Below are 24,869 nucleotides of genomic sequence, written 5' to 3'. Positions count from 1 at the left end.
TCCCCCTTTTTTAGGAGAATTTAGTCTGTAAGCCTGTAACCAGAAAAAGCTTCTGCCTAGGAAACTCATCAGAGCATCATACTTTGGAGCGCTAGGCTAAGCAAGATATTCTAAATACCCAAAATTATTACGGTTATCACGTCTTTTAATACCATAAAATTGTATGAGTAAGCCATCTCTGTGTTGATTTTAATACACTAGATACTGCTCATAAAGTTTACCTATACTGTAATCTTGGTTAGATTATATAAATCAATTAATGAGGCTTGGGTTTTCCTTGACTGTGTTAATGCAGCCTCAATGTTGACTTTTCTTATAAACTATAACTAGATCCTCAATATTCGAAGTTTCGCCTACTATCAATCTAATGTTTTATTTAGCTTCATTGCATAAATCAATAAGTTTATGATTTTCTTTCGGACACAAACAGTTGATGATCTAATGATGAAATCTATAAGAGCACAGATAACACTTTTATCTCCTCATGTCAAAAATCAAGGAATATTTATAAACTCAAGAATCCTCGAATGATAGAGGTTCCAATCAAGTAATTGATTTAGTCATTAATGAAAACATAATTGGCTGATTTACGTATTATTTCTAGTATAAGCTACTCAATTGAAACCTGCTATCAAGCAGTCAACAAAAGATAACTGCCGTAACTAATGTGTAATCATAACAAAGTTAATTATGAGTGAGACTCTATCAGACTTAAATAAGGGAATTATATCTAAAAATTTTCAATTAATCCGCTCTTGTTTATAGACCTTATAATCCTTTACCCAAACCTATTATGGTTTTCCCGAAAATAAAATATTAGGATTGCATACTGCATTTACTTGCAGACTCCTGTATTTGCTCTTATACCTATTGCTTGAGATATATGTAATAAGCCTTCTTGTTCTAATTTCTTACCTAAGCCAGTTAAAATTTGTGGAATAATCCAAGGTCCTTGATAAATCCATCCCGTGTATAATTGTAATAAACTAGCTCCAGCTGTAATTTTGTCCCAGGCATCTTCCGGAGTAAAAATTCCCCCAACTCCAATAATAGGCAATTTTCCTTGAGTTTTTTGGTAAATAAAACGGATAATTTCTGTCGAGAGATCACGGATAGGGAGTCCACTAATTCCTCCTGCTTCTTCTTGAATTTTATTTCCTGTTTCTGGGAGAATATTGGTAGTTAATCCTTCCCGTTTAATAGTAGTGTTTGTTGCAACAATTCCAGATAATTTATGAGCTTGGGCCAATTCAATAATTGTTGCAATCATTTCCCAATCTAAGTCTGGTGCAATTTTGATAAAAATAGGCTTCTGCCGTTCATTGGCGTTTTGTAACTTCTGTAAAATAGTCTTAAGTTGTTCCCTTTCTTGAAGTTCTCGCAATCCTGGGGTATTAGGAGAACTTACATTAATTACAAAATAATCAGCTTTATCTTCAAGGTAACGAAAACTTTCTACATAATCCTTAGCCGCCTTCTCTAAGGGGGTGATTTTAGAGTTACATAGGTTAATTCCAATGGGGATAGTACGGGGATTATGCTGCCAAATTTTTCCCAAGGTTTGGGCGATCTTTTCAGCTCCTAGATTATTCGCTCCCAGGCGGTTTAAAACTGCTTTATCAAGGGGTAAACGGAATAAACGTGGATGGGGATTTCCTGATTGAGGGTGGAGGGTAACAGCTCCTAACTCCGCTAGCCCAAAGCCTAAATGACTCCATATTGCTGCTGCCATTCCGTTTTTGTCACATCCTGCAGCCAATCCTACGGGGTTATCAAAAGTTAGTCCCCATAATGTTTGTTTGAGGCGAGGATCGTAGACACAAAAGGACTTATCAAGTTGGGAAATTAACCAACGTCCTCCTACAGTATTACGAGTGAGATCAACTATATTTAGAGTTTTTAAAAGTTGTAAATGTGCGCTTTCTGGGTTATTTTGGGACGCCGTTAATACGAGAGGATAAAAAGGTTTGATTAAATTAAACATATAAATAATCAACGGATATAGGTTAAATTAAGTTTTAAAAAACTAAACACCAGCATAACGTTCTTTTTGAGTAAAAGCCTGTTAAATATCATTAGTTAATTATATTTATATCTCTAAATTAATTAAGTATATTTACTGATTAAAGCGTTATCATTGTTTTTTAACAACCTCAGTAGCACTATTGTAAGATTTCATTTGATGATTTTACAGCTTCTTTAAAAGACAAATACTATTAGCTATAAATTAATTATTTTTTGATTTAAATCTTTTTTATATACATAAAACCAATTATGTCTGATTAATTTTTTTGTTCTTAACACTTATTTACTGAGTTTTTCAAAAAAAATATACTTAGGAAAATATTGATTTTGGATAAGATTTTTATGGGTTCCTTCTATTATACTCTTCTTCAAATAGATGACTAGAACTTAAAATATAAAACAGAACCTTTTTTATTTTACAAATAGTAATATTTAACTCAATCAAAGCAAAATTTTATTTTCTGTGCTGTCCTGATGTTCCTCTTTGCTAAAAGTTTAAGTTAACTACTTGGCTTTTTATTCTATTTTTTAAGTAAATTAGTCCATTTATTATACTTAGTCTTTGATTTATAACACTTAAAGATACACCAAAAATTAATTTTATTTAACTAGATTTTGTATCATTAAACCATCTCCAAAAGATTGATTTACTTCATACCACGGGGAATGACTTATATTATTGATATTGGCTATTAACTTTCTCTTGCTACAAATTACTGCTGCTAATTAACTTGTTTTATCGTAGTAATAATATTATGTTCACTTATGCTTATTTAAATACGGATATGGTATTGTTAACGTTTAACTATAGTCTTTTAAAGATGCTTTTTTCTGCTATTTACATTCCATTTACAGTAGGTTATGTTTAAATTTATCCTGAAACTCTCTACGCCCAATTGTTAGTGACAATATAAATTTTAGTAGGCTTGTTGTTAGTCACTATTTTTATAAAATTAATATTTATTGACTTTTTTCGATCAACGGATAGAGATTTGTTAAATTTGTCTTTTTAATGGAGTTCCACCTTAATGTTTCTGGCTTTAAATCAGACGGTAAAATTAAATTTTAGAGACACAAATTTACGTTAGTTTAGTCAGGAATAAAGTTCCCCTTCAATAGATATCAATTGCGTCAATTTTATAATTTAAACTTTTTGCGAGCACAAACCCTAATCTTTGGACTAAAGTTGCGATTATGCACCCTATGGATGAAATCAGCCACATATCTGGAACATCTCCAGAGTCTCTTGAACAAATAAAAAAAGAATTCGGGTCACTTTGACAGAATTTTATGAAACCTTTTCCTAGACTATTCACTTTTGCTATTTCTATTTTAGTGACTAAATTGTCTTAAATATACGCTTTGTGGATATTTTTTCCTCAATAAGTCAATATAATTGATATTATTCGTCTTAATGATATGACTGCGTTGCCTTCTGAATTAAGGGAATGATGGGTTAGGTATTCAAACAGAATTCCCGACCCACACTCTTGTTACTAGACACTACAAAGATGCAACCTGAATTTCAATTTCTGCGGTGACTTCAGGATGTAGTTTTACTGTCGCTTTGTAAAATCCAGTTTGACTAATTTCAGGTAAAGTAATCCCACGACGATCCACTTCTTGATTCGTGACTACCTGAATTGCCTCAGCCACTTCTTGGGTGGTGACAGTGCCGAAAATAGCTTCTCCTTCCCCAACTTGTTTGCGGATAGTAAAACGTCCAATAGTTACTAGGGCTGTTTTCTGGGCTTCAGCTGCTTGTTTTTTAGCTAGTAAGCGTTGTCTTTCTTTTTCTTTGCGCTGTTCTAGCTGTTTTAGAATACCTGATGTTGCTATAACCCCCAGTCCTTTAGGGATTAAATAATTGCGAGCATATCCTGGGGCAACTTCTACGAGAGCTCCTGTGTCTCCTAATTTATTGATAGATTGATTCAATACAATTTTAACGCGTTTAGCCATGGATTCCTCTATATTCTTGAGTAAATTTTGTTTAGTAACTATAATAAATAATTGTAAAACTAATTAGTTATTCCTTACAAGTTAAAAACTAATTTTGAAGATGAATTTATTCTAATCTTTCACCAACATTAAATTACTCCTTTTATGACTAAATAGTTGTATACTTAAAAAGGTTTTGATAATCTGACCCCCTAACTAAGTTATGCTATTTCGTCAACTCTTTGATGGGACATCTTCAACCTACACTTATCTCATCGCTGATCGCACGACAAAAGAAGCGTTGCTGGTTGATCCAGTATTCGAACAAATTGAACGTGATTGCCAACTTTTAGAAGAACTAGAATTGACTCTCAAATACTGTTTAGAAACCCACATTCATGCTGATCACATTACAGGAACAGGAAAACTCAGGGAAATAACCGGATGCCTGGGAATTATTCCCGAAAATTCCCGAATTGCCTGCGCTGATCGTTTTTTAAAAGACCACGAAACCTTACAACTCGGAGAAGTTATTCTAGAAGCGATCGCTACCCCTGGACACACGGATAGTCATCTAGCACACTTAGTTAATAAAACTCACTTATTGACAGGTGATGCTTTATTTATTCGGGGATGTGGACGCACCGACTTTCAAAGTGGAGATGCAGCAACCCTTTATGACTCAGTAACTCAGCGACTCTTTACTTTATCTGATGATATCTTAGTTTATCCTGGTCACGACTATCGAGGTCACACAGTTTCTACTATTGGAGAGGAAAAAAGATGTAACCCTCGCTTTGTAGGACGAGATAAAACTAACTTTATTACCTTCATGAACAATCTTAATTTACCCAATCCTAAAAAGATAATGGAAGCTATCCCTGCCAATAAAAATTGTGGGAAGATATGAGAAAAAATTTAATTTTTCAAGTGACTATAAAAATATGGTCACCTGAAAAATATTAAGACATATTTATAGCAAAAAATATATTATTAATTTGTAATTTTTTTATTTATTTTAAAGCTTATCTTGTCATAAATTGTCATCTTAATCGTCAAAGTAGTCATTTTTTTTGAGAGGATTATTTATAATAATAACAAATCGTCTATCGTTGAAAAAAAATGACTACTTTGATACGGTGTTTATCGGTAATATTGAGTATTAGCATTTCTGTAGTTGCTGGTATTTAGGAAATAAAAAAGTCCCTCAAGATAATTAGCTACAAATAATTACAAAAAAAAATATAGCAACCCATCCTTAATAAGTGGTATTTGTCAAAGAAATCAAGGGGATGCTCAACATATCATTAATCTTAAGTTACTGGAATTCTCCTATTTAAGTAAGTTAAACTTTCCCCAAGACTCAAAAATCATTACTTTTCCCAATCTTAATTTTTAATGCCTCTGATGTTTTTGTGAATGATGTTCAATCTTCTACTCCTAATTTAGGACAGTATGATTTAAGTCCATTGCTCAATAAATTATAAAGTAATAATTATTATTTGCTAGAATTATTGATAACAGAAGACAGATTAGCCACCTGAAGAACTTTCTATTTTCTTTTGTAAAGATAGTAATTTTTTACTAAAAAAAGTCAAGCGTAGTTGACTCACTGTCAAATTATATTAATTTCAAAAAAAAAATAAAAAATAATTAAAATTATCCCATTTAACTTAATTTAAATTAGTTAAAATAACAAAGAAAACAATTATGATAAAAAAACAAAATTAATAAATTAAAATAATTGATTTTAACAGTATAAAAAAACACTACTCAGTTGTCTCTTCTTTCTTTTTGTTCTTTGGTATATTTATAGGAGCTAGATAGATTTTTGAGTAGTTATCAGGAACTTGGATTATAACAATTTAATTGATGAAACTTTATTACATTAAATAGAAGTTATTCATTGAAATATAAACTTTAAAATATGTGCTTTCTGAACCCATAAAACGAGCGCTAAAAATAAAGAAATAAAACCCTTATAGAAGGGACGAAGCTATCAAAATATAGAGGTAAATATCCGAACTCTTTAATCGAACTTTGAAAAAAAATATTATACATTATAGGTTCTTTTCCATGGCAAAAATTAAGTAAATATAGTCAGCTATAATCATTTTATTAAAAATACTTTAGAAAATAACGTTTCTCTTTTGTTCTTCCACGAACAATAAAAGAGAAATTATAGGGATTGATTCTGTCGAAATATACCGCGATAAATATCTGTTGCCGAGTTTGCAGTACAGTAGAGTCCACCGAATTTCTGGAGGCTTGGTTCGATGGTTCTAGAATTCTGTGAGATGACATTAGAAATTTTAACTACGTTTAATGATAAACGACCGGGGTGAATCATTTGCTTTTAAGTTAAGTTCAAGTAATACAGGTTACCGCAAACTGATTTAGAGATTAAGTAAAGTAAGGTTTAATTGACAAATTGTTAGGAGACTTAGAATATCTTATTTAAGAACTCTTTAAAAATCTCTATTAACAAAGCTCTACTAACAAGGACCTTAATTAAGGACTAGTCATTAATTGAATATGAAGCAAAAGTTAGTAAGACTGAGTGATATAATATTACCGCGTAAGCGTTCTCTTATTGAAACGGTTAACGACTAAAAATATCTCTCAAATTGAACATTTAAGAAATCAAAGTATTTAGAACTGTTTTGTTAACCTTTGTTCTCGACTGATATCTTATGCTCATTTACTTTAAAAATTTTCTCTAAACTTAGAATTTAAAGACAAGTTGGCCTTGTATTCTGCTGTTTTTAAATAATCATTGTAGTCTGGATCGTTAGCGGTTATTATTTTAGATAATCATCAACCTCGTCGTATTTTGGCTTATATATTGAGAATAACAACCGTATTTTTAAATCTCGTCGAAATTACGTTATTTAAAATTAGCCTAAGTGAGGTTAGGGTAGGGTGAGGAGGGAGACCCTAATTGTTGCATTATGTCTTTTGTTTCCTAATCGTTAACTATATGAAAATATAATTGTTGATATGTTGATACAAATTATTGGACATCTGCTGGCTGGTTGTATTGGGATTAGTCTAGGATTATTAGGGGGAGGAGGTTCAGTTCTTACCCTACCCATTTTAGTCTATGTTATGGGAATTCCCCCCAAAAGCGCAATTGCCATGACTTTAGTTATTGTGGGTATCGTCAGCATCATCGGGGCAATTCCCCACTGGCGTAAAGGGAATGTGAATCTTAAAAAAGTATTTTTATTTGGGAAAGCCACCATGTTGGGGGCTTTTGCAGGAGCTAATTTAGCCATTCTTCCCTTTATTACAGAAAAAATTCAACTGCTACTATTTGTCATAATGATGATCTTAGCAGCCGTTTTAATCATTCGGAAAAATATCTCACCCCCTTCATCTCTTTTTAAAGAAAAGACTGACTCTAATCAGAAGGTTCAACCAGTCTATCGATATAGTTGGCCTTGGTTGGTCTTAGAAGGGTTAGGCATTGGGATTTTGATCGGACTAGTGGGAGTTGGGGGAGGGTTTGTTATCGTTCCAGCCTTAGTTTTATTAGGGAATACCCCTATCAAAGAGGCTATTGGAACCTCCTTAGTAATTATTTCTTTAAATGGAATAGCTGGATTTTTAGGATATGTGGGTAAAGTCCCTCTTGATTGGAGTTTAATGGCCTCATTTACCCTAGTAGCAAGTTTCGGGACCTTTTTCGGGGCCTATTTATCTCAATATGTTCAAGCTAAACAACTGGAAAAAGGATTTGGTTATTTCTTAATTGTCGTAGCAGTCTTTATTCTCATCCAACAATTAGGTGTTTCACCCGGTTGATTGGTTTTAGGTGAAACTTAAACTCAAATTATGATAGAAGCAATGAACTCTAATATTTGGCATTGCTACAATCAAAGATAACATCATTGTAATAGTATAATTAATTAACATAAACAATCCTATGACATCCTACGTAGCTTCATCTGCCAGAGCAGAAATGAGTGAACTTCGACGGCTTAAAACCTTATTACCACCAGAATTGCAAAGTTGGGTCATGGTCGAAGGTAGCACTGAAGTCAATCCTTCTCTGCTTCGCTGTGAAGAACTTGGAAAAGATGAAGTCGAAATACAAGTTGATCTGATTCAATGGGAAAAATTCTCCATTGACCAGCGTAATCTACTCTTTTGGCATGAAGTTGCCCGAATTCAAAATGACACAATTCCCAGAGAAGGGTGGGAAATGGCTGCTCTGGCTATTGGTTTAGGGGGAGCAGTTGGCGAACTTTGGGTACAAGATGGTTTACTACTCTTGTTAGCCGTTGCTTTATGCGGAATTTCTGGCTATCGACTCTGGCAGAAAAATAACGGTGAACGGAAACTCCGAGAATCCCTTGATGCAGATGAAAAAGCAATCACCTTAGCAACCCGTTTCGGGTATTCCCTACCCAATGCCTATAAAAGTCTTGGTAGTGCTTTAAAAACTCTCATTGAGCAAACCCCAAACCGTCGTCAACGCAAACGATATGAAACTCGTCTCCAAGCTCTCAGAAAAAGTGCAGCCAAAGCAAAAGCTAAAATGCAGCAAAACCCAATTCAACGTCCTAGTCTTTAATAAGAGATTATTAACACTATTAAGATTTTTGTCTTAACAGTTTTACAACAAATAAAATAAATTAAGCCAATTCCTACTTTCATAATTTACCAAAGACGTAAAATTCAGTGACCTCTTACTTGTAATTTTTGATTGTTATATGTGACTCGCCAGATACTAGAAATAAAGTTTCTAATTGTTGTTGTTGACAATCAGCCAATGATGCAGATGCCCCTGAGATTGACAGTTCTCGAAGCAGGGGTATTTAAGACATTTGTCATTAATGATTTTATAATAGTCTCGTTACCCGACAATTCAATTAATTTTCAATTTTACTAAGACTCAATTTATTGATAATAGTTGATTTGTAGCATTAATTTATAACTTTACAATATTTAAAAGTTATAACTTTACAATAGTATAGTTTTGTATCATCTCTATCTCCCTATTATGCTAGTTTTGTCCATGACAGCACTCGATGAAGGTTTTCCTGATTATCAAAACCCTGGATATAAAGAAAAGGTCGATATCCTCGACGAATAATCTACAACTTCTTAAATTCTCTTCTTCAGTCAGTTCTTGGATTAAACGCTCTATTGATATGATATTTGGGGTGGTCTAGTGGAATGGGTAATTACTGGGGCATTATTAATCCCCATTTTTATTGCCATTGAAATCGATATTCCAGGAGCAATCTTTTTCAAACAAATTTCTTATGGATGGTGGGAAACCCGCTTTAAAACGATAAAAATTCGCTCTACATATATAAATACAGAAGCTCACAAACATAAAATTTATAACGAAGTACAGGGAGCGATTTTAAAAATAATGAACGTACGAAAGTTGTAAAACTTTTACGATGTACCAGTTTAGAAGAATTGTCCCAGCTCTGGGGTGTTTTTGAAGGAGATATAAGTCCAGTGGGTTCTCGACTTCCAATTCCTGATGAAGTAGGTATTTAGAAAATTCCTCAATGGCAATGGTTAAACGTTAAACCAGTAATGACGGAAAAATGACAAGTTTATTGGTAATCTTAGGTCAAAGTTTTTGAAGATTTGATAGAACTAGATTTACGTTGCCAGGCAAATTGAAGCTACTGGTATGATTGAAAATTTCTTGTTATAACTATTTTAATTTAATTAAAATAGTTGTTTGTTTATGTCAAAAAAAGTAAATACCTTATCATTAATTAATCAATTTATATTAAAAATTATAATCAAATTTGAAGCTTTTTTAAAAAATAACCTTGGTCTAAAGAAGTAATTGAGTGTAATTTGTCTCAAAAAACTTTGTGGAAATGTAAATTGGCTTTAGCCAAAGGGTTAACTAACACAATTCTTGATGCTCATTAAAATTTTTTCTTCAATGTTAATTATTACCATAGAGATATATCTGTTTTTCAATTGTCTAAAAATTAAAGTTTAGAATGTGGGGTTAACTTTTAACTTAGCAAAAAAAATGTTATAAATTAAACAAAATACAGTAAATCCTTTAGCCAAAGGATTTACTGTATTTAATGGAAAAATTAAATAATAAATTACAATACGTTCACATTGCTGCTCAGCACAATTGCTTGATCATGGGAAAAATCTTAGTCTCTTCTAGACCGAGTATTATGAATGAGCAATTAATAATTTATAAAATTCTTGTTTTAACTGCATTCTATAACTCCGAAGACTTGATATCCATTAAAATTAAGTTTTCGGAGTTATAGAAACCTTGCAAAGCAGTACTTCCAATTTTTTTGATAATGATTTTGTCATAACTAGTCTAGAAAAGCTAAAATCTTTGAAGAAACTGCGACTCGTTCACAATCAACCAATAACAGTTATCGGCACTATTTATACTTTTAAGCAAAAGTGTTAAGCGCAGTTCTTACCAAAAATTTATTAATTTAGATGAAGTTAGAAGAACTGAAAAATAAACCGCAACGCACATTGACGGTAATGAAGTCACAATTTTAATATTATCTCTTTATAGGAGGATAAATCTTATTTTGTTGCTTGTTGTGGTTGTGTTCCCATTTTAGTGACCCATTGTTTCAAGATAACTACGACTTCCTCAATAGCTATCTCTCGAGAGATTTTTCTCGCCCGTTCCACCACTTCTACCTTACCAGATTTGAGTGATCGTCCTGTCACAATACGATAGGGAATACCAATTAACTCCGCATCTTTAAATTTAACTCCAGCCCGTTCATTTCTGTCATCTAAGAGGGTTTCTACCCCTGCTTGGTTCAACTCATTATAAAGTTTATTAGCCACTTCTATTTGTTTGTAATCATTAATATTGGGAATAACTACGATTACATGGTATGGGGCGATTGCAACCGGCCAAACAATTCCATCCTTATCATAAGACTGTTCCACAGCCGCTTGAGCTAAACGAGAAACTCCTACTCCGTAACATCCCATAACTAAGGGCTGTTCTTCTCCCTTTTCATTGGTAAAGGTTGCCCCCATTGCTCGGGAATATTTTGTTCCTAATTGGAAAATATGTCCGACTTCAATCCCTCTAGCGGTTTTTAGAGTTTGTTTGGGATCATGAACCGCGCGGTCACCCACCATAGCTGTTCTTACATCTACTACTACTTTCGGCAACTTAAACTCTTTATCCCAATTAGCTCCTATGTGATGATATCCATTCTTATTAGCCCCCGTGATAAAGTTTTTCAAATCTATAACAGTTTTATCCACTATTCTCAATAATTCCGGGGCATAATCTTTGCTATTACCGATATAATTGTCTTCTAGATCGGGAGCAATATATCCTAATGGTAAGGGTTTAGTTGCCCATTTTTGTTGTGATGTTTTATTAGAAATTTCTAAATCTAAAACTACACTTCCTTGATATTGAGGAGCAAATGTTGCTAATTCATTTTTTAACTTAACTTCGTTTACATCGTGATCTCCACGAATTGCAATCAACACTATAACAGTCTTTCCACTATCATACAAAACTTCATAGAGGACATTTTTTACTATCACTGTGGGGGAGCATTTTAAGAATTTACAGAGTTTCTCTATAGTGTCGGTTGCTGGAGTTTCTCGTCTCTCTGATTTGGCAAAAGGAGATGTTTCCGCATCAAGAGGTAAAGATACCGCTTTTTCTATATTAGCTGCATATTTTCCATCTTCGGTATAAAAGATTTGATCTTCCCCTACTTCAGCAAGGATCATAAATTCTTGAGAGGCTGCTCCCCCAATCACTCCTGAATCTGCTTGTACAGGTCTAAAGGCTAAGCCACAACGATGAATTATGTTCCGATAAGCTTGGTCCATAGCTTCGTAGGTTTCTTGAAGACTTTTAGGAGAAGTGTGGAAAGAATAGCCATCCTTCATAATAAATTCCCGTCCCCGCATTAACCCAAAACGGGGACGAATTTCGTCACGAAATTTAGTTTGAATTTGGTATAAATTGACAGGTAATTGACGATAGGAATGGATCATGTCCTTAGCAAGAGTAGTGATTACTTCTTCATGAGTTGGTCCTAGTCCTAATTGTATTTGTCGTCTATCGACCAAAGAAAACATAATCCCTTCTGCTTTAGTATAGGTTTCCCATCGACCTGACTCTCGCCATAAGTCTGCCGGTTGCAGTTGAGGAAGTAAACATTCTTGAGCGTTGACAACGTTCATTTCTTCACGAATAATTTGGGATACCTTTTGTAAAACCCGCCACATCAGTGGTAAATAGGTATAAATTCCACTACCAATGCGACGGATGTATCCCGCTCTCAATAGCAGTTTATGACTAGGAATTTCTGCTTCGGCAGGATCTTCCCTTAGAGTAACAAAAAGCATTTGAGACAGTCGCATGGTTAGTTTCCTCTTAAATTAACCCAGAATTCATTATGGCATCTTTTGGTGATCTTCAAATTTTGCAAGAGGACTTCTGTTAAGTCTAACCTAGCTTTATTTGTTTGTTCTTAGTAAGAAAGAAGACAAAGAACAAATATAATCCCAAGTCATTGTAGAATCAGGAGTTCAACCGAATAATTCACGAATATCCTAGATTAGGAGTTTATCAATTGGGAAAGATGGATCAAGTAGACAATTAACAGTCTGTCATTAAATACTATCAAAAAATTTAACTGTTAAAAAAATAATACTAATTTAAGACGCCATTTAATTGGTACATTATCCACAAATGATAGATGACTTATTCGATTGTTTTAATAATTCAGGTGATTGGTTAATTAGTTTATACAAAAATTATCAATTTAATTTTTTAAAAATTTTTGATTATTTATTAAATTGGGTATTTTTTATGTAGCCTTAGATTGTTACTATTTTAAGTAAGACTTTGATTTTCAGTTAAAAATAACAAAATATCTGGTTTCAATTAGCAATAACTCGCTTGAAAAATTTTCTAAATTTTTATTAATAAATTCGATTAGTTAATTATGAGTATAGAGAAAAATTAGAACAATCCTAAATAATCTTATCTCAGCCAACAGGTATTCCATGAGATTTATTTATGATTTCATATCGTGAATATAAAACAATTATCTTAAGTATCCTTAAATTCACATAAACTATAGAAATAAATTGAATAATTCAAAAACCTAGAATATCTTAGGTTAAAATAATAATACAGAAAATGTTGATTTTATTAAAAATAATTCCAGACTGAAAGATTGATTTAAAATGCGATAATCATCCTGGTACTAAGTTAAATATCAAAAATAGAACAAATAATGACTCTGAATCAGTTACTCTATGTTCTAGTTTACAGCATAATCCTATCTATGCTTAGTCCTTATCTAAGTGATATCCTTTGCCTTTGATCTTAAGTTGATGTAGTTTGAGATAAATAAGAAGCACTATGTTAATGGGCATTATGCCTTCAAAAGTAACCACCGTAAACAAGGTTCCACAGCAAGTTAACAGACTTAGCTATAAAATTTTGATTAACTAATGTCATCTCCTCATTTAAGAGTATTTTTCAGTCCGGAGCAGAAAAAAAGTTTATTTTATCTAAGTAAAGCTCTATGTTTTCTCCTTTAAGAAAACATAGAGCTAGTGTGATTAGATTGTCAGCAATGGTGTGAAAGTTAAAGAAAATTGCTATTTAATAGCGATTTTTATTTGGATAGATTAAGTTTAAAATACCCCAAAAACACTAGTTGCACAAAAAAATAAAGCGGCACTCCATTGCTCATAGCTAAGGAACATATCCTTCAATTGAAGTAAAATAACCGCTACTTGATGTTATAGAACAATTGAGAACCACAACGATGGTACCCTAAAAGAACTAAATTCTCGTCTATAAGGAAAAAAAATGTTAAAGTTAATACTCATCTCGTTTGTTGTTCAATTCAAACATTTAAGTTAACCCAGAAAAATACTTCATGCCTTGGAAGATTACACAAGTAGGCGTTAAATCTTGAAACAGAAATATTTTAACCAAACTTAGATACCTCAAACTTTCAGACCTAGTTTTTATTGATAAAACCGGAGTTGCACTAGCTATCACTCGTAAGTATACCAGGGCAACTAAAGGAAAATGAGCTTATACAAAATGTCCCAATAATTCAGAAAAAAATATTATATTAATTGGATCACTCGTCACATCGAGTTTTTTAGTCCCTTTTACTTTTGAGCGATGGACAAATAAAAAAGTTTTTCTCACTTCTAAAATAGAAATACTGATACTATAAATTTGACTAAGAGCTTGTTTGGTCATAGATAATTTACCGTCTTATACAGCTACAAAAGTAAGAAAAGTAATGGAATCCATAGGAGTATAAGTCGCATTTGATTTTCTTATTCTCCTGATTGAAACTTCATTAACAACTCTTAGTCAAAAAATAAAGAATATTTACGCGTTCAAGAATACCAAAATTATAGAGGTCTCAATACAGCAGGCTACCAATAAAGTGATTTATTTATTTAGTAATCTATGAAGACATAAACTGTCACCAAAAAATGAAAACAAATAAGAATTGAACGGACCCAGATAAAAGAGAAAATGTTCTATATATGTAGTTTATTATAAACAGAGAAAAAATTTTTAATCTAAATTAGTCTTAAATAGTTTGAAAAGTGATAGCTATATGAAGTTAATGGACTTGCAAATTAAAAAAGCTAAAAAGAGATTGAATAACTTTTATAAAAAATAAACTAACTAATATCTCTATTGATTTTTAAGCTTTTTATGAACTTCTTAGGCTAGAGAATCTTATAATTTTTTTAGTATAAGTTGACAGTTTACCTATTCCTCTATAGTTATTAATATAGTGTTATCTACTGATATTCAAGTTCTTAGCAAAGCGTCAATTACCTAAAAAAATATTTTGGTAGTTTAGGGGAGAAAGCAAGGAAATAAACTACCAAAAAGTTATTATTTATATAACGCACTTCACTTAATATTTCGCTTAAGAAAAGTCTCTGAGTTTACTTCTTGTGGCTATTGATATTCTTCTAAGCCTCAATTATCATTCCATTTATGTGTTATTTTATTGAGAAAATAACACATAAATGGAATGATAGTTAATTATTCATTATTTAAATATTTAGCTACCGTTTGTACATCTTTATCTCCTCGCCCTGAACAATTTATAATAATACGAGGACTGCCTTCCAATTGAAGACAAAGAGTTTCCAAATAGGCGATCGCGTGAGAAGTTTCCAAAGCGGGAATAATCCCTTCTAATTGAGACAACTTTTGAAAAGCTGCTACTGCCTCCGCATCGGTAACACTATAATATTCCGCGCGATGGCTATCTTTAAGATAACTATGTTCTGGACCAACCCCAGGATAATCTAATCCAGCACTGATAGAATGGGCTTCACTCACTTGTCCATCTTCATCTTGTAAAAGATAACTCATGGCTCCATGTAAAACTCCCGGACGACCTTTTGTTAAGGTTGCAGCGTGTTTTCCGGACACAATACTTTCCCCTGCAGCTTCGATGCCAATTAACCGAACGGAGGGGTCGTCCACGAACTCATAAAATAGTCCCATAGCATTAGAACCACCTCCTACACAAGCTAAAAGAATATCGGGTAAACCGCCCCATTTTTCTAAACTTTGGTGACGGGTTTCTTGTCCAATAATTTGATGAAAATCACGCACCATCATAGGGTAGGGATGGGGTCCAGCTACTGATCCGAGAATGTAATGGGTTGTTTCTACATTTGTTACCCAATCTCTAATAGCTTGTGAGGTAGCATCTTTAAGAGTTCCTGTTCCCACTTCAACAGGTTTTACAGTAGCCCCCAATAAATTCATGCGAAAAACATTCAATTGTTGACGTTCTATGTCGTGAACACCCATGTAAATTACGCATTCTAGACCAAAACGGGCGCAAACAGTAGCGGTCGCCACTCCATGTTGACCCGCCCCTGTTTCAGCAATAATGCGCTTTTTATTCATTCTTTTAGCTAACAGCACTTGTCCCAGAGCATTATTAATTTTGTGCGCTCCGGTATGGTTCAAATCTTCTCGTTTTAGGTAAATTTGAGGACCATTACCATCAGAATGACGATAATAAGTAGTTAAGTGTTCAGCAAAGTAGAGGGGACTAGGTCTTCCTACATAGTCTCGTAACAATTGATTTAATTCTTCTCGAAAGTCGGGATCATCTTTGTAGTGACTGTAGGCAGTTTCTAGTTCACTTAAGGCTGGCATTAAGGTTTCGGGAACATACTTTCCACCATAACTGCCAAAACGTCCTAAAGTATCAGGATATTGGGGTCGTGTGGTTGAAGTGGTAGAAATGGGGGTTATAGTCATTACAGTTTCGTGATCTATGTATCTGTTCAAAATGGTGACACTCTCGATGTTAATTCTATCGAATTTAATAAGTAATTTTTTCTTTCCTTCCTACCTCAACTCGATTAAATGTTAAATCTATTGCAAAGTTTTACTAGAAAATACCATAAATCAAACTCTAAATTTAGATGATATTCGTAATATTAAAATCAAAAATATTGTTAGAACTGATTTGATTAAAGTCGATTAGTTAGGAGTTAATTGAGTTGGAGTTTACCTGTCCAAAACTAGTTTACAAGAAACTAGTGTGACCAATGTCAACGGTCGTAATGCTGATTTGTACGGAACAATTTTCTTAGATATTGAAGGGAGTAATCTGAGCTTGGCTAGTATTTTGGGTAGGAACTTGACCTAGTCACTTGGACTTAACAAGAGTTGATTTTGCGGTCGTGACTTGAGAGGCGCATCTTTAAGTGAAAACAACACTACAAGAGTCCGATTTCAGCCATGCTAAATTATCAAGAGCCGATTGATCCCAAGCTGATTTAAAAGAGATTAGATCACAACAAACTTGTCTCAAGGGTACTCTTTTACAGTTAACTATCAACTGTAAAATTAAAATTTTACAAGACTCTCATACTTAAATCCAACCAGGGTGATCGCGTAATGGGTGCACTACTTGAAATATAATCAACACCCGTTTCTGCTACAGATCGAATGGTTGTTAAGCTAACATTACCTGAGGCTTCAATTTTTACCTTAACGTTGTTATTACGGATAAGTTGTACCGCCTGTCTCATTAAGGCTAATTCCATATTATCCAACATAATGATATCAGCAGCACCTTCTAGGGCTTGGTTTACTTCTTCTAGAGTGGTAGTCTCTACTTCTATAGTGAGAGGGTAAGGTGTAGTCCGGCGAATGCTATCAATAGCTGGTTTAATACCCCCTGCTGCTTTGATGTGATTGTCTTTGATCATTACTGCATCATCTAACCCCATACGATGATTAATTGCTCCTCCAACCCGAGTGGCATACTTTTCTAAAATTCTTAAGCCAGGGGTTGTTTTACGAGTGTCTACCAATTGAGTAGGAAGGTCTGCGATTACCTCTGTGTACTTTTTGGTAGCTGTGGCAATTCCACTTAGGCGCATTGCTAAATTTAAGGCGACCCTTTCTCCCATCAATAGCACATCCAACGGTCCGTCAAAGGTAGTAATCACTTGTGAAGGTTGTACCTGGTTTCCCTCGGCAATCACATAATTGACTTGAACTTGATCGCTCAATAATTCAAATACCCTAGCGGCTATGGGAATCCCTGCAATAACTCCTGTTTCTTTAGCTAACCATTGCGCTTGTCCCCATTGTTGTAAAGATAAACCTTGAGCGGTGCGATCACCTCGCCCCACATCTTCTCGCAGCCATGTGTTAAGTAGTGGATCTAAAATTAGCCGATGAGGTAAGATGTTCATTATCTAAATTGGTAATTAAGACTAAGAGAAAGAGGGAGTGATAGGAGAGATAAATTGACAACTTTTATAGACTTAGACTACACCCAAGTTGTAAATATACAACGGCTCAGTACGGTAAAATCACTAATAGCTCAATTATTTTTTAAAAATTATTAGTAATCGATTTTACCAAAATTACTTTACAATCAACTCGAAGTAATTGGCAAGTACATTCTCTCAATGTTATTATCAATTTTAGATAAATAGGTGATAAAAAATAAAAAGGGAAGAACATTTTCTAAAACAGTTACTAAGTGAATAGCTCCAAATAAACATCGAAATTTTTTTTATTTCTCTATATTTAAGTAACTAGATTCAGTTTTTTATTGCTTTCATTAAAATTATTTATGATAATTATTTTGAGCAAAACTTTGTTCAATAATCTTCGCTCAATCGTGTTACCTTCCAAACACTGATCCTACTTTATAAATTTTTCTTTGATCCTATTGCCCTGCTATTATATTTAGTTTTAAACTATAAGTTAGCAAAGAAACGAGATATAATTTTTTTTATTTTAGTTTGACTTTATCTTAATTAATTGTATGAACTAAGTTGTTCGCAGCAATAATTACTTTTTCTATTCTTTTGTCTTGACTGTGTTTTTTGGTTTCACATACTTCTTCTTTTTTTAAAAATAGAATTTTTTTGTTTTTTTATTCAAAAATAATATTAATTAATTGATAACATTCCTATATGTTTCTCAAAATCTATACCAACCTATTCAATTTTACTTGAAATCCTTTTTCTTCAAACTTATAGCTGCTTTACTATTTATTATTTTTATATTTTCTATTTTTATATTTTCTACATTTACTGCTTTTACAGTTATTGTTTTCCTCAATTTTTTTAGCTTAATTGATAGGCAGATTGATAGTAATTGATTTTTATTTTTATATTTTTTATTTATTCAAACTCACTTCTTTAATAGATAAATTAATATAGCCTTTCTAGATTAGATATAAAAAAATATCATAAAACAACTTAAAGTCTTTTTTTAAAGTTTCCAGGATTATAAAGGCTTTTTTCTATGTAAGAACTTGAGTTATAGAGTACAGTCGGGATAAAAATATTGGAAGTTATTAGTTGTTAATCTAATATTTTCAGTCTAGAATAGCTGTTTATGTCATTTTACTATTTATTTTATAAATAACTGTTACTGCTAATTTCATATACAATATAAAAGGTTGCATCCTTAGAATAATCTTAGACAATGAATCTAGAAAAATTACAAGCATAATTTATAGATAGTAAATTATCATACAATGTTCATTGTAAACAGAATGTCGCGTATCTCGTGAATAATATTGGGAACAGGAGTAGTTTCATCGTATAGCATAAACGGGTAACAAAAGTGAACGTTCAGGGTGACATATATTATTTTTGATGAAATACAGATAATCATGCTTCTTGATATCGTTCACTAATTATCTAAAGATGACTATACTCAGCGATTGTGGTGGTCGTTTTATAGGGTTTTCAATTTTGATAGATTTGCTTGTCGGTTTCTGGTTATTAAAATCAGGAAATGATCTTCCAAATACAAAATTAGAAGGTAATTTTCTGATTGATATTTGATAAATTTGTCAATTAAACTAGATGAGCAAAATTTATGTTATATCAAGTCCATCTTAAATTTGAGATGCTGATTTTTTTACGAATTATAATTCTGCAGAAAGTGCTATGTCCTATACAATTGCCAACAGTTGTCCAAGCTGTACCCCCTGTCAAATAAAATGTCCTACTGGGGCAATTCAAGTCAAGGATGGAGAGTATCTGATTGACCAGGGACTATGTAACAATTGTGAAGGCTATTTCTCAGAACCTCAATGTATTGTCCAATGTCCCATCAGTAGTCCTCTTCCTGTTCAAGCAAAAAAAGGTAGATATAAAAGTGTTTCGAGAATAGCAACCTCTGATGAGCTTTTTGTCAATGGAAATGATACTCCATTTGCATCATCAATGGTTATTTGGGAAGGATGCAATGTGTTAACTAGTGCGGCGGTGTTGCCTTGGAAAAAAGACGATAATGGAGCACTATATTACCAACGAGAGGTTAAACAAGGTCGTGGGACCATGATCTTTCGATTAAATGATACTTTAGAATCAGCTTCTTCTGAAGCGTGTAACTATGCATCTAATGTTTCTAACTTAGAAACAATTGATATTCGTTCTGCAAGTTTACATCTTATTTTTTCAGCTTATGCAACTACATTAGATCAACCTTGGGAGCAAGAGTTTATTATTAGTGATCAACAAGTTGAAGATTATTTAGGTTTAGATAAACGTAAAGATCTTAGTAAAGCGACAAAGCTATCGTTAATTAAAACATTAGTACAACAACCAGGACAACTTAGAGTAACGGTTGATTGGCCAAAACAAGGACAACTTGAGGGATTTACGGTTCCTGAAAGTCCCCTATGGCATATTTTAGATATTCAACATCATTTTCAGCAAGACGACTCGGGATGTCAACATTTAATTGGACTAACTTTCACCATAAAACCAGGACTGTGGGCAAAATATTTTTTGAACAAACAAGGTTACAAACGACGGATTGCTTTTTATCAATATGGGTCATTGCCTAAGTTTCTTTTGACGACAGTCATGAGTATTTGGCAGCAACATCAAGGAGCAGTTCGGATTATGTTGTGGTTGCTATTTAAAAGTAAAATGGGTAGAAAACAATGTTTAACAGTTTCTACCTTAATGCGAGTAGCCTATGGTCAAGGAAAAATCAATCAGTCAAACTTGCAACGGGAACAACGAAAGCGACTCATTCGTTCTTTCGAAAGTGACCTCGAAGTGCTTAACCATTATGGTATTAAAGCTGTTTTTGATCCTGTTTCCTATCCTGAAATCATTCAACCGATGTGGGTAAAATTGGCGGATTTACCTGATGATGCTGATGAAGCCTTAGACTTTTGGATTAATGACGGTTCTCAAGAGAATCGCGTTACTGATGCCGGTCGTCGTGGCAAATGGAATCAGTTAATGAAAGCGCGCATTCGTAATTTTGAATTACCCCCGGAATGGGAAGAACAACTGGCTAAATTTGAGCGTAAAAAACAACAACTTACTAACCGGAAAAGTCGTTCTAAAAAATTATCTAATCTCACGGCTGAACAAATTTTAACTGCCAGGCAACGTCAAGGAATGAGTCAAAGGGCATTGGCAGAAAAATTGGGGAAAAGTCAAAGTTGGATTCGAGATTTGGAAAGAGGACGGTTTTCTGCAAAACCTGAAGATAGAGCGATCCTACAGAACGTTTTAGGATTAAGGTAAAATTCTGAAGAATTAATATATGTATAAGATAGTTTTTACCAGAGAATAAAAGTATTGATCTTATCATTTTACTTTATGTCTATAAAGTAAAATGATAGTGCCCTCAGCAATTTATGGAGTATATTCACGATGGTCAACTCAGAAAGGGAACAAAAAATTGCCCCTATTTATAATAGGCTGCCTACTAAAAATGGTAACTGAAGTTTTTTCAGAGACATTCAATTCGATATTATTATAAATCGATGGGTAAAAAATAATCAATGAAAAACCCCACCGTGTGAATTCGTGGGATTATCTGAGAATATTGTTTGTCTAGGATATTTATTAGGAGATAAATAGGGCGAATAACTTGAGCGATATCATTATTATTAAGAATAACCACTTTTTGTAAATTGGCTACTTTACTTAGATTATAGTCACTTGTTAGCAATATTAGGTGAATTTATTGAACTAAATATACCAATTTAGCATCAACGGTAGTAATCTCCTCATGATCTACTGAATGAATAAGTTGAGGAAATGCCTCTTGTATTAGGTTGAGGATGTCTGACTCTTGCCGTCCCCAAATTCTTTTTTATCATGACTTGCATTGGCTAGTTGTTGTAATTCCTGTAAGACAAATTAGGGAACTAGCAACTGTCTTTCAATAAATCCGGTTTTGAGAAGTTATTCGATACGACCGTTAATGATCCAACTGGTATCAAGAACCTTAGTAGAGGCTGGTTTTAACGTCCCTTCGGACACTACATCGTTTTAATACTATTGAGGTTAATCAGTCGTAGTAAGGTGCGTCTATGAGTATCGGTTAAACTAATCCCCATGAAGGACAATACAACACTCCCTAAGATACCAACCATTAGTTTGATGAAGATCAATTGTCTGGGAATAGGGAGTAAAAATATAGAGGCTAACAGGAAATTAGAAATTAATAACCTAATGACTAGCCCCACAGCCCGTTTCAAAATAACTTCAATGGAGGTGCTACTAATTCTATTTTACAAACGACGATATTTGGTTTGAGCTACTAAGCCAGAGTCCAGTCCAAATAATTGAGGTCAAACAAGTATTAATCAGTGTAATGTTTTCAAATTAGGGACTTGATATCGAACAACATATGGTAAAGAATTAATGTTATTAAAACCGATTTCAGCAGCTACTAGAATAAATATAAGAATAACAATTAACTCAAGTATAAGTCTAATAATACATCAATATTTAGTAAGTTTAGGTTTCAAAATTAAGATATTTTCTGGATTTTATATAGGAATAAATTAATCTATCCATTACATTTTATTACCTTCAGCCTTATTCTTCTTGATTTTAAGATTAATAAGGTTAAAAAAATCAGTTAAATTATCAATAAGTTTTTAATTTTTTTCATAAAATTCCTTTATATTGTGAAATACATGAAATTAAGTAATCTTCCTGAGGCAGCTTATATACATATCCCTTTTTGTCGTCGTCGTTGCTATTATTGTGATTTTCCGATATCGGTGTTAGGAAATAAAATAAATATTGAAAAATCTTCTTCTATTTCCGAATACGTGGAAGTATTATGTCGAGAGATTACCGCTACTCCATCTCAAAATAGTCTCTTAAAAACTATTTTTTTTGGAGGAGGAACTCCATCTTTATTATCTCCATTTCATCTAGAAAAGATTTTAATAACTTTAGATAAACATTTAGGTATTATTCCTGATGCAGAAATTTCTTTAGAGGCAGATCCTGGAACTTTTAGTCTTAAACAATTACAAAATTATCAAATTGTAGGGATCAATAGAATTAGTTTAGGTTGTCAAGGGTTTCAAGATAATTTGTTAGAAATTTGCGGAAGAACTCATCGGGTTGATGATATTTTTAGAGCTATAGATTGGATTAATAAAGTTAACTTTACAAATTTTAGTATTGATATAATATCAGGGTTGCCTCACCAAACGTTAGAAGACTGGCAAATTTCTTTAGAAACTGCGATAAGAATTAACCCATCCCATTTATCTTGTTATGATTTAGTTCTTGAACCTGTTACAGTTTTTAAGAAACGATATCAAACCGGAAAAAGTCCATTACCTACTGATGAGACAACCGCAACAATGTACCGTCTTGGTCAACAATTATTGACTGAAGCAGGATATCAACATTATGAAATTTCTAATTATGCTAAACTAGGCTACCAGTGTCGTCATAACCGCGTTTATTGGGAAAATCAGCCTTACTATGGCTTTGGAATGGGAGCAGCCAGCTATACAAACCAACAACGCTTTACTCGTCCTCGTACCCGAAAATATTATTATTCGTGGGTAAATCAGTTATCACAATCAGGCGGTTTTATCGATTGTCCTAAATTATCTAATATAGATATTCTACTGGAAAGTTTAATGCTAAAATTAAGGTTGTCTGAAGGTATAAATTTATCTTTAGTAAAAGCAGATTTTGGTAAAGAAATAACTCATAGAATAGTATCTTGTCTGTCTACTTATTACCAGCAAAATTTAATTAATTTAATTGATGAACAGAAAAAAAAGATAGTTTTAGAGGATATAAAAGCAATACCAGAAAATACTAATTTAAAATTAACTGATCCTGAAGGATTTCTATTTTCTAATAGAATTCTAGCAACTTTGTTTTATAATCTGCAAGATAGCCTGAGCTAACAAGTTCCCAGCTTTATCATTTATATAAAACTATCATCAACAAACTAGGAGTTTTGTTGTTGTTTATAATTTAACTATTAATAGTATAACAGTTAAGCTTAGTATATTTGGTGATAATTTAGTCATAATTTTTGGTACCATATGAACAAAGATTCATAAGTTACGGAGACAAGAAACATTGTTAGACGAACAAGCGAAGAAAACCATGTTGCGCAAAATTCCTCACGGACTTTATATCTGTGGTGTCAAGGATGGAGAGGAATTAAATGGATTTACTGCCAGTTGGGTAATGCAAAGTTCATTTGATCCTCCTTTAGTCATTAATTGCGTAAGAAATGATTCTGGTTCTCACAAAATACTTAAAAAAAGTGGTGTTTTTACCTTGAGTTTCCTTGAAGACGGACAAAAAGAATTAGCTGCTAAATTTTTTAAACCTAAACGTCGTGTTGGAAATAAACTTGAAGATGTAGAATTCGTTGAGGGAAATGAAACCGGATGTCCTATCATCAAAGATTCTCTTGGTTATGTGGAATGTCAAGTGGTGGGTTTTGTAGAAAAAGGAGATCATACAGTCTTTGTTGGGGAGGTTATTAGTGCAGAAATTTATCGTGAAGGAAACCCTTTATTATTAGAAAGTACGGGTTGGCAATATGGTGGTTAAATCAGTTGTCAGTAAACAGTAATTAGCAAGCAATCAATTAGTTTATCGACTATTTACTTTTCTTTTTGTTATTTCATCGATTTCTTTTTGTTGCTCTTATCAGTAGTTGAAAAGTATTAGAGAGTAAAATCCTATTTATTTAAGGTAAAATCATCTGTTTACGAAACTAGTTTATCTGTTGTGGAAAGCTTATCAGCAAGTTTTTTATTTTAGATGGATAAGCATTTTGTAAACTAGAAACTTATGTAATTACTGATTTTCAACCTAATGTTAAAATAACTTTTGGAGTAATTTTTTATCCAGTTTATTATGGAGAAATTTAAAATATTGCCAAAATCACTTCAGAACAAACTAAATATATAAATAAAGATTTATGTTAGGAAATCAAAGATAAATTAGGAGTTACCATGAATCGTATTTATATTGAGTTTACTTATGTTACCCGTCACTACAGCTCCTAAATAGATATATCAGGAGTTAGTGTTTCTTACAGACAACGCACAAAAAGTAGCTATGATTAA

At 33.0% G+C, this 24,869-nt stretch carries 15 protein-coding genes and 2 pseudogenes; 10 read left to right on the top strand and 7 right to left on the bottom strand.

Translation table 11 applies throughout. The features are described 5' to 3' along the window. Positions 1–835: 835 nt before the first annotated feature. Positions 836–1,984 (bottom strand): quinone-dependent dihydroorotate dehydrogenase, encoded by a 1,149-nt coding sequence (locus ETSB_RS04945; protein ID WP_044106662.1) that lies wholly within the window; start codon positions 1,982–1,984, stop codon positions 836–838. 1,544 nt (positions 1,985–3,528) lie between these two features. Beyond that, positions 3,529–3,987, bottom strand: coding sequence for a 50S ribosomal protein L9 (gene rplI, locus ETSB_RS04940; RefSeq protein WP_044106660.1), 459 nt, complete (start codon positions 3,985–3,987; stop codon positions 3,529–3,531). 202 nt (positions 3,988–4,189) lie between these two features. Here rplI and ETSB_RS04935 point away from each other — a divergent pair, with 202 nt between their 5' ends. The 6 genes and pseudogenes from ETSB_RS04935 (at position 4,190) to ETSB_RS10500 (ending at position 9,486) form a co-directional block, all read left to right on the top strand. Then, entirely contained in the window at positions 4,190–4,876 is a 687-nt protein-coding gene (locus ETSB_RS04935; RefSeq protein ID WP_044106659.1) for an MBL fold metallo-hydrolase, read from the top strand. A 1,622-nt stretch (positions 4,877–6,498) separates the two neighbouring features. After that, positions 6,499–6,619 (top strand): annotated as a pseudogene (locus tag ETSB_RS10885) (transposase); the annotation flags it as partial. A gap of 347 nt (positions 6,620–6,966) precedes the next feature. Beyond that, a complete protein-coding gene (locus ETSB_RS04930; RefSeq protein WP_044106657.1) occupies positions 6,967–7,773 on the top strand; it encodes a sulfite exporter TauE/SafE family protein in 807 nt (268 codons plus the stop codon). Between the two features lie 121 nt (positions 7,774–7,894). Then, positions 7,895–8,545 (top strand): DUF3318 domain-containing protein, encoded by a 651-nt coding sequence (locus tag ETSB_RS04925; protein WP_044106654.1) that lies wholly within the window; start codon positions 7,895–7,897, stop codon positions 8,543–8,545. A 600-nt stretch (positions 8,546–9,145) separates the two neighbouring features. Next, positions 9,146–9,373, top strand: a complete 228-nt coding sequence (locus ETSB_RS10315) for a sugar transferase (protein WP_070104602.1) — start codon at positions 9,146–9,148, stop codon at positions 9,371–9,373. Positions 9,374–9,402: 29 nt separating this feature from the next. Further along, a complete protein-coding gene (locus ETSB_RS10500; protein WP_269763996.1) occupies positions 9,403–9,486 on the top strand; it encodes a hypothetical protein in 84 nt (27 codons plus the stop codon). A gap of 1,029 nt (positions 9,487–10,515) precedes the next feature. Here ETSB_RS10500 and proS read toward each other — a convergent pair. The 3 genes from proS to trpB form a co-directional block, all read right to left on the bottom strand. After that, positions 10,516–12,342, bottom strand: coding sequence for a proline--tRNA ligase (gene proS, locus ETSB_RS04915; protein ID WP_044106653.1), 1,827 nt, complete (start codon positions 12,340–12,342; stop codon positions 10,516–10,518). A 1,696-nt stretch (positions 12,343–14,038) separates the two neighbouring features. Further along, positions 14,039–14,212, bottom strand: coding sequence for a hypothetical protein (locus ETSB_RS09935; RefSeq protein WP_171816410.1), 174 nt, complete (start codon positions 14,210–14,212; stop codon positions 14,039–14,041). Positions 14,213–15,022: 810 nt separating this feature from the next. Next, the gene (gene trpB / locus ETSB_RS04910) at positions 15,023–16,264 is read right to left on the bottom strand and encodes a tryptophan synthase subunit beta (RefSeq protein WP_044106652.1); all 1,242 of its coding nucleotides are present in this window, start codon (positions 16,262–16,264) and stop codon (positions 15,023–15,025) included. Positions 16,265–16,520: 256 nt separating this feature from the next. On the opposite strand from trpB, the gene ETSB_RS10880 reads away from it, so the two are divergent. Then, the gene (locus ETSB_RS10880) at positions 16,521–16,658 is read left to right on the top strand and encodes a hypothetical protein (RefSeq protein WP_145972284.1); all 138 of its coding nucleotides are present in this window, start codon (positions 16,521–16,523) and stop codon (positions 16,656–16,658) included. Positions 16,659–16,866: 208 nt separating this feature from the next. Here ETSB_RS10880 and nadC read toward each other — a convergent pair whose 3' ends face one another. Beyond that, complete coding sequence (gene nadC / locus ETSB_RS04905; RefSeq protein ID WP_171816408.1) at positions 16,867–17,715, bottom strand: carboxylating nicotinate-nucleotide diphosphorylase; 849 nt, start codon at positions 17,713–17,715, stop codon at positions 16,867–16,869. A gap of 1,719 nt (positions 17,716–19,434) precedes the next feature. On the opposite strand from nadC, the gene ETSB_RS04900 reads away from it, so the two are divergent. Then, entirely contained in the window at positions 19,435–21,036 is a 1,602-nt protein-coding gene (locus ETSB_RS04900; RefSeq protein ID WP_044106651.1) for a helix-turn-helix domain-containing protein, read from the top strand. Between the two features lie 328 nt (positions 21,037–21,364). Here ETSB_RS04900 and ETSB_RS10640 read toward each other — a convergent pair. Then, positions 21,365–22,229 (bottom strand): annotated as a pseudogene (locus ETSB_RS10640) (PIN/TRAM domain-containing protein); the annotation flags it as partial. Positions 22,230–22,442: 213 nt separating this feature from the next. Between ETSB_RS10640 and hemW the strand changes: the two are divergent. Next, positions 22,443–23,687 (top strand): radical SAM family heme chaperone HemW, encoded by a 1,245-nt coding sequence (hemW, locus tag ETSB_RS04895; protein ID WP_044106650.1) that lies wholly within the window; start codon positions 22,443–22,445, stop codon positions 23,685–23,687. 178 nt (positions 23,688–23,865) lie between these two features. Beyond that, on the top strand, positions 23,866–24,348 hold the full coding sequence (locus ETSB_RS04890; protein WP_044106649.1) for a flavin reductase family protein: 483 nt from the start codon (positions 23,866–23,868) through the stop codon (positions 24,346–24,348). Positions 24,349–24,869: the final 521 nt, after the last annotated feature.

The sequence above is a fragment of the cyanobacterium endosymbiont of Epithemia turgida isolate EtSB Lake Yunoko genome, assembly GCF_000829235.1.
Taxonomy (GTDB): domain Bacteria; phylum Cyanobacteriota; class Cyanobacteriia; order Cyanobacteriales; family Microcystaceae; genus Rippkaea.
Note: the sequence above shows the minus strand (reverse complement) of the source record. Positions and strands in the feature narration are given on the sequence as shown.

What these genes read in the sequence shown, in the direction of transcription:
- ETSB_RS04945 (WP_044106662.1), bottom strand. Translation starts at nt 1,984, where the DNA reads ATGTTTAATTTAATCAAACCTTTTTATCCTCTCGTATTAACGGCGTCC.
- rplI (WP_044106660.1), bottom strand. Translation starts at nt 3,987, where the DNA reads ATGGCTAAACGCGTTAAAATTGTATTGAATCAATCTATCAATAAATTA.
- ETSB_RS04935 (WP_044106659.1), top strand. Translation starts at nt 4,190, where the DNA reads ATGCTATTTCGTCAACTCTTTGATGGGACATCTTCAACCTACACTTAT.
- ETSB_RS04930 (WP_044106657.1), top strand. Translation starts at nt 6,967, where the DNA reads ATGTTGATACAAATTATTGGACATCTGCTGGCTGGTTGTATTGGGATT.
- ETSB_RS04925 (WP_044106654.1), top strand. Translation starts at nt 7,895, where the DNA reads ATGACATCCTACGTAGCTTCATCTGCCAGAGCAGAAATGAGTGAACTT.
- proS (WP_044106653.1), bottom strand. Translation starts at nt 12,342, where the DNA reads ATGCGACTGTCTCAAATGCTTTTTGTTACTCTAAGGGAAGATCCTGCC.
- ETSB_RS09935 (WP_171816410.1), bottom strand. Translation starts at nt 14,212, where the DNA reads ATGACCAAACAAGCTCTTAGTCAAATTTATAGTATCAGTATTTCTATT.
- trpB (WP_044106652.1), bottom strand. Translation starts at nt 16,264, where the DNA reads ATGACTATAACCCCCATTTCTACCACTTCAACCACACGACCCCAATAT.
- nadC (WP_171816408.1), bottom strand. Translation starts at nt 17,715, where the DNA reads ATGAACATCTTACCTCATCGGCTAATTTTAGATCCACTACTTAACACA.
- ETSB_RS04900 (WP_044106651.1), top strand. Translation starts at nt 19,435, where the DNA reads ATGTCCTATACAATTGCCAACAGTTGTCCAAGCTGTACCCCCTGTCAA.
- hemW (WP_044106650.1), top strand. Translation starts at nt 22,443, where the DNA reads ATGAAATTAAGTAATCTTCCTGAGGCAGCTTATATACATATCCCTTTT.